Source organism: Rhizobium sp. SG2393 (assembly GCF_042610495.1).
In the GTDB taxonomy this organism is placed as follows: domain Bacteria; phylum Pseudomonadota; class Alphaproteobacteria; order Rhizobiales; family Rhizobiaceae; genus RU20A.
Window position 1 is genome coordinate 255,511 of sequence record NZ_JBHGAP010000003.1, and the last position, 9,706, is coordinate 265,216.

9 protein-coding genes are annotated in these 9,706 nt (G+C 60.4%); 2 read left to right on the forward strand and 7 right to left on the reverse strand.

Annotated features, from left to right (window positions below; all coding sequences use genetic code 11):
* Window positions 1–123 precede the first annotated feature (123 nt).
* From ACED18_RS11790 to ACED18_RS11820, 7 genes are all read right to left on the reverse strand, one after another.
* Complete coding sequence (locus ACED18_RS11790; protein WP_377292335.1) at window positions 124–1,167, reverse strand: hypothetical protein; 1,044 nt, start codon at window positions 1,165–1,167, stop codon at window positions 124–126.
* 14 nt (window positions 1,168–1,181) lie between these two features.
* Window positions 1,182–2,618, reverse strand: coding sequence for an SGNH/GDSL hydrolase family protein (locus ACED18_RS11795; RefSeq protein ID WP_377292337.1), 1,437 nt, complete (start codon window positions 2,616–2,618; stop codon window positions 1,182–1,184).
* Window positions 2,615–3,607, reverse strand: coding sequence for an acyltransferase family protein (locus tag ACED18_RS11800; protein WP_377292339.1), 993 nt, complete (start codon window positions 3,605–3,607; stop codon window positions 2,615–2,617). Before ACED18_RS11800 ends, ACED18_RS11795 begins: the two co-directional genes overlap by 4 nt.
* 45 nt (window positions 3,608–3,652) lie before the next feature.
* Entirely contained in the window at window positions 3,653–4,957 is a 1,305-nt protein-coding gene (locus tag ACED18_RS11805) for a lipopolysaccharide biosynthesis protein (protein ID WP_377292341.1), read from the reverse strand.
* Entirely contained in the window at window positions 4,957–6,063 is a 1,107-nt protein-coding gene (locus tag ACED18_RS11810) for a glycosyltransferase (RefSeq protein WP_377292343.1), read from the reverse strand. The genes ACED18_RS11805 and ACED18_RS11810 overlap by 1 nt, the downstream gene beginning before the upstream one ends.
* Window positions 6,064–6,135: 72 nt before the next feature.
* Window positions 6,136–6,906 carry a WecB/TagA/CpsF family glycosyltransferase gene (locus tag ACED18_RS11815; RefSeq protein WP_377292345.1) on the reverse strand — a complete coding sequence of 257 codons (771 nt, stop codon included), beginning with the start codon at window positions 6,904–6,906 and terminating at the stop codon, window positions 6,136–6,138.
* A gap of 242 nt (window positions 6,907–7,148) precedes the next feature.
* Window positions 7,149–8,183, reverse strand: a complete 1,035-nt coding sequence (locus tag ACED18_RS11820) for an acyltransferase family protein (RefSeq protein ID WP_377292347.1) — start codon at window positions 8,181–8,183, stop codon at window positions 7,149–7,151.
* Between the two features lie 172 nt (window positions 8,184–8,355).
* Between ACED18_RS11820 and ACED18_RS11825 the strand changes: the two genes are divergently transcribed.
* Together ACED18_RS11825 and ACED18_RS11830 are read left to right on the forward strand one after the other, a co-directional pair.
* The gene (locus ACED18_RS11825; protein WP_377292348.1) at window positions 8,356–9,417 is read left to right on the forward strand and encodes a GDP-L-fucose synthase family protein; all 1,062 of its coding nucleotides are present in this window, start codon (window positions 8,356–8,358) and stop codon (window positions 9,415–9,417) included.
* Between the two features lie 43 nt (window positions 9,418–9,460).
* On the forward strand, window positions 9,461–9,706 hold a 246-nt coding region (locus ACED18_RS11830; RefSeq protein WP_377292350.1), incomplete at its 3' end, for an NAD-dependent epimerase/dehydratase family protein.

The window sequence follows — 9,706 nt, forward strand, 5'->3', positions numbered from 1 at the left end:
GTGGGTTATGCATCGGGTACAGGCGAACTCGCTCATCTCAGCCTCCTTTTTAACTGCCGAAAGGCTAAGGTCAAAACGGCGGAGGTGGAAAAAAGGGGGGTATCAGGCTGGCGTCGCCCGCATCTAGCCTTCGATCCAGTTGCGGCTTTCGGCGAGCTTTTCGGCCATCTGGCGCCATTCGTCTTGTCCGAAAGCAACGGCACCGTAAATCAGGGACTCAAAAATTTCCTCGTATGGTGGCCCTTTGACGATGCCGCCCCGACCGATTTCGATGCCAACGCGTGTGCTTTTGGACGTATCGATCGTGCCGTCTTCCCGCATCTGAACAAGTTCGCGTTTCACCGTGGCGATGATGAAATTCTGAACCGCTTCGCGGTAGGGCCCCTGATCCAGGACGGCGAGATAGCGCAGCGCCATGATGGCGCCGATCATCTGGTAGCCGACATCAAACCCGCCACGCTCCGGATTGGTGCCGTCAGGCCATTGGCCTGCAATGCCTGCGTCAGCATAGGCACGGGCCGTGCTGAAAAAGCCCTGATCCCGGGTCAGCAAGGCGCTCTGCGCGAATGCCGCGGCGATGATGAAATGGCGGTGGGCGAACAGGTGCGCGGCTTGCACCCCCTGTGCGCTGATTTCAGGCCGCTTCATCCAGTCGCAGGCTGCGGACAGGGCATCCAGACGCTTGCTCGTTGCGCCTTGCGGATAGACGATGCAGGCCCGTGCGAGCGCCTCGACGAAGAACGATGTCGAGTGGAACGCATCGTCGCATGTGAAGCCGCCGTCGCTGTCTTGGTGTTCGAGACCCCAGTCTAGCTGCCGCCAGCCCCGAACGATCCAGTTCCATTGGGAATTCACGACGCCGCGGGTAATCCAGCTTGCGCCCTCGCGTTGCTCCTCAATCCATCGGAAGCCGTCCCGATTGGCACCTGCAGGGCCCGATGTCTCGGGCAGCGGGTTGACGCGGATGCGGTAGAGCGTTCGCTTGAGAAACGGATCGCGGATCCAGTTCGGGAGATCGGAGGCCTTCCCCAGTTTTGCGTCCAGGGAGGCGAGACCATCCTTGGCCGCCGCTGCGGGCGGCCGGGAGACCAGCAGTGCGCAGATCAGGCCCAGAAACGCGCGTCGATCGATCGTCGGAAAGCCTGCAACGGCCGCCTTGCCTGTCATATCCCGAGCGCCCTTCACCAGCCCTTTGCAGCAATCGCGTTTGCGACGGATTGACCGACAAGTGCGTCGCCATCATCGTTCAGGTGGATCGTATCGCTTCGAAGCGAGCGGGGAACGATATCGCGTTCAAGGTCGGCCCGATCATCCGCGCTGCCGGTATCGCCTGCCTTCAGCAGAATATCGCGGATGTCGAGGAAGCGATCCCCGTACAGTTGCTGCAGGGCCGTGTTCAGCGAGACGATGCGCTGATAGTCCACGAGCCCCTTTGCCTCCGTTTCATAGTCACCATTGAGCACGGAGAGGACAAGGTATCGGTCATGTCCGATATGGTTCACGATCTTCGCGATATCGGAAAGCACGGTATCCTGCTCCCGGTAGTTGTTTCGCCCGGCCCAGATCACGTTGACCGCACCATTCATGATGTTGTCGGTCTCGGCGCGCTTGCCAATCTGCGTGCTGGTCTGGCCGGACATCCCGCCGTTGTAGACAATCCGTCCGGACAGGGCCTGGACGCGGGAGGGGTAATTCGTCACCGTTGCGGTCGGGTCTTTCCCCATGTTGCGGATACCCTGCGTCAGGCTGTCTCCGAAACAGGCGATCGGTCTCATGCCGGCGGCAAGGTAGTCGCGGAAACATAGCGTCAGTTCCCGCATGTCGTTCGCATCCAGGCCGGCACCGACAAAGGCGAGAGCGAATGTTTCGCTGCCGAAGCGGGCTCCGGCCCGATTGAGCAGAATTTCCTCGTTTTTGACAGCCGTCGAGGGATCGGCGGATTGGCCCACCTGCACATCGTTTTTGTAAAGCGAAAGCTGGTCTCTGGACGTGCGCGATATCGTGTAGAGACCGGGCATGATGCCGGACAAGGGTTCGCCGGTCAGCGGTTGGGCGGCATCGTTCAGATATCCGCTCGGCGCGTCGGCGGGCGCCTGGCGTGTTTTCAGCCTGAAGTTTCCGTTCAACGAGCCGAAGGCGTAATTGTTGCCGCCGTTGTCATTGATGCTGCAGAAGGCACCGAAACTTGCGGAACTCAGCGAAAACCGGACACCCTCTGCCCCTGGCATGATCCCTGTCCGGGCAAAGCCACCGACGCCATCACCTGCCAAGCCAAAGCCCGGACGCTGCACCATGTGACCTTGGACCTTCAGGTCGAACGCACGTTGCCTGATGTTGAGGAGGGCACCCTGACGCGTCGAGGCCCTCAGATCCCAGAATGCATCCAGCTTGTTCCACAAGCCGGCCTGCTTCAAATGCGTGACGCATTTTTCAAGTGCTGCGATCTCGGCCTCCGACGGCTGTAGCCAAAGGCGCTGCAGATAGTCGCGGACATCTGCATCCGACGCCGCAGACTGGTTCATCCTTGGGCCGAATGTATAGACCGTTCCAACGGCGGCGGCCGCGACCGATACGCCGCCTGCTGCGAGAAGCGCGCGTCGCGTGATTTTTGCCGTCATCTGATGTGTCCTTGATGAAAATGAATATGGTCTTCGATGAAGCGCGTCAGAGTCTTGATGATCCACATCACAGCATCCGCAACCACGAGCGGTATTACCAGGGAGATCAGCGTTACAATGACGGCATTTTGGAGACCCGCGGCCTGAAGGCCATAATGGATCGTCTGATGTAGATACATGACGACAAGGGAGCGGTTGCCGATCCAGGACAGCGCACGCGACAGCCTTCCGGTCACCGTCAACATGCGGGCGGCAAGGATGAACGCGAAGCTCAGCGACAGACTTGCCACCAGGCCGATAACCGGTAGCCCGAAATGTCCGTATTTCATGTCGATCGTCTGCGGGACGATGGCTGCGGCTATGCCAACCAGAGCAAGAGAAGTCCAGGCAGGCGACATCAAGCCATGCTGATCAGCATGGCGCAGGCCGTAGCCTGCGAGCACAAAGATGCTCGCCAGCGGCGCAACGCCGATCGCCAGAACCGCCGTGGAGACCGGGAGAGCGAGCGGCAACAGATAGGCCACGACATAGAGGAGGCCGAGCAGGAGCGGCCAGAGGCGTGTTTTGCGCGCCGTCGCCAGAACGGCCTGGGCGATCAGCATTGCGAAAAACAGGCAGGGAATGAACCAGAAAACGCTGAAGATACCACCGATCGACGAGCCGCCGGCGAGCAGTCGAAAGGCGAAGGTTTTGCATTGGCCGATCCCGAACAGGGGGATGGGACCAGCCGCGCAGCTGACGGCAAGGCTGGGCAGCCCCAGCATCACCAGAAACAGGAGATAGGGGACACCCAGCGCAAGACCGCGCCGCCAGGCGAAACTCGACAGGTTTTCCGGCTTGAGCGTGTAGCCTGCCAGCAGGAAAAACAGCGGCATGTGGAAGCTGTATATCGTATGAACCAGTGCCTGGCTGAGGCTGCTTTCCTTGTCATCGGCCAGCACATGCCCGAGGACGACGGCGATAATGCCGAGCCCCTTGGCGATATCCAACCAATCGAACCGTGCTGCTGATTGGACTGTCGACCTGGTCATTTTCTAGCCTTGCTGCTTTGATCGGCGCGCGAGCAGGAAGACGGCCAGCCATGTCACGATACAGGTGATCCCCATCCCACCGTAGCTGGCGAGCACGATTTCCTTGCCGTCGTGGAAAAGAAGAAACAAGGCAGCCTGTACGCCGACGCCACTTGCCGTGAGCAAGGTCCGCACCGACAGATAGCCGCCGCCCGACAGGGTGTCGGTTGCGACATAATTGACAGCGAAGAGAACCAGCACCGGGGCGAGATAGAACAGATAGGTCACGGACTGGGCATATTGCTGTCCCACGACCAGCGGCAGGAAACCCGCCGCCGCCATCAGGCCGGCGGCTGTCACGGCTGCCACGCCGGCGACCAGAGGCAGTACCTTGATCCCGTAACGCAGCGCGGACCCGATGCCCTTCTTTCCCTCCTTGAAGAAGTGGGGATAGGTATAGCGAAGGACGGTCTGGATTGGCAGGATGCCGACCTGGATGAAGCGCTGAGCGGCACCGTAGAGCGCCAGGGTCGCCGGATCGACCACTGCCGACAGCACGACGCGGTCGATGTTCTGCTGGCCGGCGCGGACAAGCTGGTTGCCCATGAACCACGTCCCGTTGCGCAGCCCCTCCGGAATAATCTCCAACTTCTTCGTTGCGGGAAGACGGCTGCGGACGACGATTTCCGCCCCGATGCCGCCCAGCAGGATGGCGAAGGAGCCGGCGAGGGCAAGGCTGCTCACATCTTTCAGCCCGAGCACGAAGTAGGCGAAGACCACGCCCAGCAGTCGGGGTACGCCCTGGGCGATGCGAAACCAGTTGGCCATTCCGAAGCGGCGGAGCGAGATTGCAGCCTGCTCTGCGCAGACGAGCAGGCGGTAGCCAAGGAATTCGGACAGGCAAAGGAGCAGGATTGTCGTCAGGCCGATCCGGTAATCCACTGCGGCATAGGCCAGAAAGGTGAACAGCGCCATGGCAACCGGCAGCGTGTAGAGAATGGCGGCCAGCATGTGCCCGCGGGCAATGCCGAATGCGCTCTCGTCCTGCGCCGAGCGCTTGATCAGATATTCACCGGCACCAATGCCGACCAGCTCGAAGCAGATCGGGTTCCAGCTCAGAAGTGCGATGTAGATGCCGTACTGCTCGACACCCAGAACGCGTGCGTAGAAGGCAAACAGCACGAACTGGAGCGCCGCCGGAACCAGCATGGCCGTCATGCTGAATCCGAACGAGACCAGTTTTTGGAGCTTCTGCCTGCGCGTCGTCACGGACCTGCTTTGCTCACCCGATGGCGTCTGGTCAACTGCGTCCTGGCCTGCAATCGGCATCAGGCCGACTTTCTCACAAGCGTGTCGAACAGGTTTTCATAGGTGTCCGACGACCTGCGAACGCTGAAGAGCTGGGCTCGCTCGAATTGCGCATCGGGATCGAAGGGGTTGTCGAGCACGCGATCCAGCGCTGCAGCGAAGGCTTCCGCATCGCCCACCGGGACCAGGGCGCCGTACTTGCCACCATCCACGATTTCGCCCGGACCATTCCGGCAGTCGGTCGTCACGATGCTGCAGCGTGCTGCGAGTGCCTGAACCAGAACGTTGCCGAACCCTTCCCAGATCGAGGAGAGGGCGAAGATGTCGGCCTTGGAGAGATAGGCGCTGATGTTGTTGCGAAAGCCCGGCAGATCCACATCGTCCTTGATGCCGAGTTCGGCAATGAGCGCTTCCAGCTCCGTGCGCTGGGGACCTTCGCCGAGGATCAGCAGGCGCGCCGGCCGCTTCTTGCGCAGGAGAGCGAAGGCGCGGAGCAGCGTCCCGTAGTCCTTCTGGATGGCCAGTCGGCCGGCGGAAATGATGACCGGAACCGTCTTGTCGTCCAGCCAGGGATGCGTCTCTGCCTGCGGCTCGGCGAAGGCGTCCTCGTCGAAGGCCGGGTTGTAGATGACGCGGATACGCTCGCGCGGCAGGCGCGCATATTCGGCCAGTTCATCCGCAAGCGCCTTGCAAACCGCCACGATCGCGTCGGCGCGCGGATACAGGAAGGGCTGCAAGGTAAAGGATGCGCGGTAGCGCCAGGTCTTCGAATGTTGCGCCTCGAGCGCGGGGTTGCTTCGTTCCGAGATCACGAGACGCGTCTTGGCGCCGGAAAGCTTGAGGGCGATGATCGCGGCGACATTCGTGGTCGGCATTGCCGTGTAGACGAGATCGTATTTCGCCGCGCGCAGGTGTTGCGCGAACTTCCAGATGAGCTTGCCCGTGCTGGGAATGCCGAGGCGGATCACTTTCACGCGCGGATCCGGCGTATATTCGTTCGGCTGCGGATCGCGGGCGAGGACGATGGTAATGTCGTGGCCCCTGTTCACCAGCTCACGCGACAGATTGGTGATCATATGCTCGACGCCGCCGAGCTCGAGGGACCAGAAGAAGAAAGCGATGCGCACGATAAGTGTCCAGTTCCGGCATGAGGCGACGGGAAGGCGAAGCGGCCGGCGCGCATGGCGCCGGTTGCGGCATCAGCCGCGGCGGAGATTTCCTTTGAAGGCCATCTGCAGGGCCTGTCGCGACAACAGGAAGAGGAAACGCGGAATTGTCTTGAGATAGCGCGTGCCGAGACGCTTCGGCTCGCTGAAGGCCCGGTAGAGCCATTCCAGGCTGTGCTCTCGCATCCACAGCGGCGCGCGCTTCACGCGGTTTGTATGGAAATCGAAGGCGGCACCGATACCGCACAGCGTGATGCCCGGCAGGCGATGCCGGTTCTTCGACATCCAGATTTCCTGCTTGGGCGCACCGAGACCCACCCAGACGACATCGGGTTTGGCGGCCAGTATGCGGTTCAGCTGCTCGTCAAGCTGCTCGGGCGTCGATACCCCCATCGGCGGCGTATCGGTACCCACGATCTGGATACCCGGATACTTCTTGCGCAGGACATCGGCGAGTTCTTCGGCAACGCCGGGTTTCCCGCCGAAGAAATAGTGTTTGAGACCGCTCGAGGGCGAACGCGAGGCGAGGAAATCCAGAAAATCCGGGCCGCAGGCCCGCTTTGCAGGCAGGCCGTACAGCGCGCGGCCGACCCATGCGACCGGATGCCCGTCCGGAGACACAATGTCGGCGCTCACGAGTGCTTCTTTCATTGCCGCGTCATCGTGGCCCTTCACGACGCCATGAACATCGCTGAAGCAAACGACATGCTCTTCGGTTCCGCCAGCCCAGGACTCGATCCTGCGAGCAATGTCCTCGAGCGACGTAACAGCAATATCGACGCCGAGCGCCTTAAACTTCTTCATGGAAATCTCTTTTATTCGCGGCTTCGACGTCGATCCCAAGATCAGGCATCGCAGCGACCGGAAATCACTTTAAAAACGTAAATGCTCAATTCAATTCGGCGCGTTTCAATAGCAGCGCCATGCCCCAACAGCGATATTCATATTCCATAAACCTTTGTAAAATTCAAGTCCCGGCCCACCCAGCCCCCCGTTCCTCCCGGCATCTTGGTAAACGGCGGGTGGGTCTGGCCTGAGGATCAGGGTCATGTCCGCGATCGTGCCGGGCGCGAAACGATCCGCGTGAAGCCCTTAACGAGCGGCTTTTCGACAAGGTAGTAGAAGAGGACGCCCGCAAGGCAGGACGCGACCACGCAGGCCACGACGAAAAGCGGGATCCACCACACGCCGTCGACAAAGACCTTGCGGAAAACGCCCCGCACCAGTCCGAGCGTAATGATGTGTGTCAGGTAGATCGAGTAGCTCGCATTGCCGAGAGTGACCAGGAACTGGGGGATGCGCCACCGGTTTTTCAGATTTTCGCCGGCGACGGCGCCAAAGACGATGATGATGGCAGGAATGCCCCATTCGACCATGCGCGGCAGGTCGGTGTGGTCTGACATCGCGAGGAGGAGAAAGCCGGCCGGGATCAGCAGGGCGAAGGCAGCGCCGAAGATGCGTGGCTGGCGATTTGCGAGGACGCCGATGAAAATTCCGGCCAGAAATTCCAGCAGAAGAGGGTTCGTGTACACATTGAATGCGACCTGATCCACCGGCGCGCCGACCACGGCGCCAAGCAGCACCAGCCCAACCAGCGTGGCCGTTATGAAGCCCAGCGCTGCAGCCTGGCGGAAAAACAGAGCCAGAGCAAAGAGCGCGTAGAAAAAGATCTCGTACTGCAGGGTCCAGCCGGGGATCAGCAGCGGATAGGGGCGACCCGGTTCCGTCGGGCTGTCATGGGCGATCAGCAGGAAGGACTGGATGACGTGGGATGTCGAGAGCACCATGTCCCTCTGCATGCCCAGCACCAGGTGGGTGGCGATCAGAAGCAGCGTTGCGGCCCAATAGGGCGGAAAGATTCGGGCCGCGCGCCTGAGGAAAAAGTCACCTGGCGACTGCGAACGACTGATTGTCGATGTGTAGATGATGAAGCCGGAAATGACGAAAAAGATATCGACGCCCGCCGCGCCAAAGTGAAAGTAAGTCTGGTCGACGGGAATGCCGTCTGCGGGAGTGAGCGCGTGGTGCAGAACCACGATAAGGGCGGCCAAGCCGCGCAAGACCTGGATCAGAACATACATAAAACAACGTTTCCGCTATGAACGGTTAAAACAGATCCGCGACCCCACTGCCAGCGTGAGAAGCAGGCATTTCATGGCCTGCAATCCCGCCACATGGCCCGGCTGGAATTAACCTTCAGAGTCATCGGTATGCGACCTCTATCCTACAAAAGGTTGACCGTAAAGGAAATGCGTGTTAGCTAAGGCCAGATTTTCATTGTGTTGCTATTTATACTTCACTTGTTCTTTCGCTGGTGAAGGTCTATTCGCTTTAGTGTTTTTTGAAGTATTTTCGGGACGCGGCATGTCCAATGAATTGCCTGGCAGGAAGATTTGGATTGCGGGACACCGGGGTCTCCTCGGTGGTGCGCTCCAGCGTCGTCTTGGCCAAGGCGATCACCGGCTTGTAACGATCGGCCGTGACGAACTCGATTTGCGGGATCAGTCGGGCGTGAATGCCTTTGTTGCGTCCGAAAAGCCGGATGCGATCATTCTGGCGGCGGCGCGCGTGGGCGGGATTGCCGCGCACAAGGCCGAGCCCTCCGCCTTCATTCTCGATAACCTTCTGATTGCCGGGCACGTGCTGCAGGCCGCGCTCGACCATGGCGTCGGCACGCTCGTCCATATCGCATCCAGCGCCGTCTATCCGGCCGATGTGCCGCAGCCGATGTCTGAGGATGCGCTCATGACGGGCCGTCTCGATCCGACGCATGAGCCCTACGGCTTGGCGAAGCTTGCCGGGATGACGGCGGTCAAGGCAATTCGCGAGCAGTATGGCCGCAGCTTCTTCAGCGTGCTGCCGTGCAATCTTTATGGACCGGGCGCCAGCTTCCATCCGGAAAAGAGCCACTTCATTCCGGCTCTCATCCGTCGGGCGCACGAAGCCAAAATGGCGGGTGCGCAGCGTCTTGTTGCCTGGGGCACGGGAACGCCGCGTCGCGAAGTGCTGTTTATCGACGACTGTGCCGATGCGATCGCCTTTCTGCTGGAAAACCCGCCCGCGTCCTCCTTTGTCAATCTCGGTTCCGGAGAGGATCGCAGCCTGCGAGAGGTTATCGAGATTATTTGTGAAATTGTCGGCTTCACGGGTGAGATCGCCTTTGACGCCACAAAGCCGGACGGGGTCGCAAGGCGCCTGATGGACTGCGGACGCCTCAACCAAATGGGATGGCGTCCGCGCATGCCGCTCCGGGAGGGGATACGGGCGACATATGCGTGGTTTCTCGAAAACCACGAGACACGATCGGCAGCGTAGGTTCGTTGCTCATTCATCTAACGGAAACATAGGGTTATTTCATATGACAAAGACTGCCTTGGTTTGTGGGGCTGGCGGTTTCATCGGTAGCCACCTGGTGAAGCGCCTGAAGCGTGAAGGCTTCTGGGTTCGCGGTGTGGACCTGAAGTTCCCGAGCTTCGCCGAGACGGAAGCCGACGATTTCATCGTGGCTGACCTGCGCGACCAGAGCGTGGTCGAGCGCGTGATTGATCGTTCCTTCGACGAGATCTACCAGCTGGCGGCAGACATGGGCGGCGCCGGCTACATC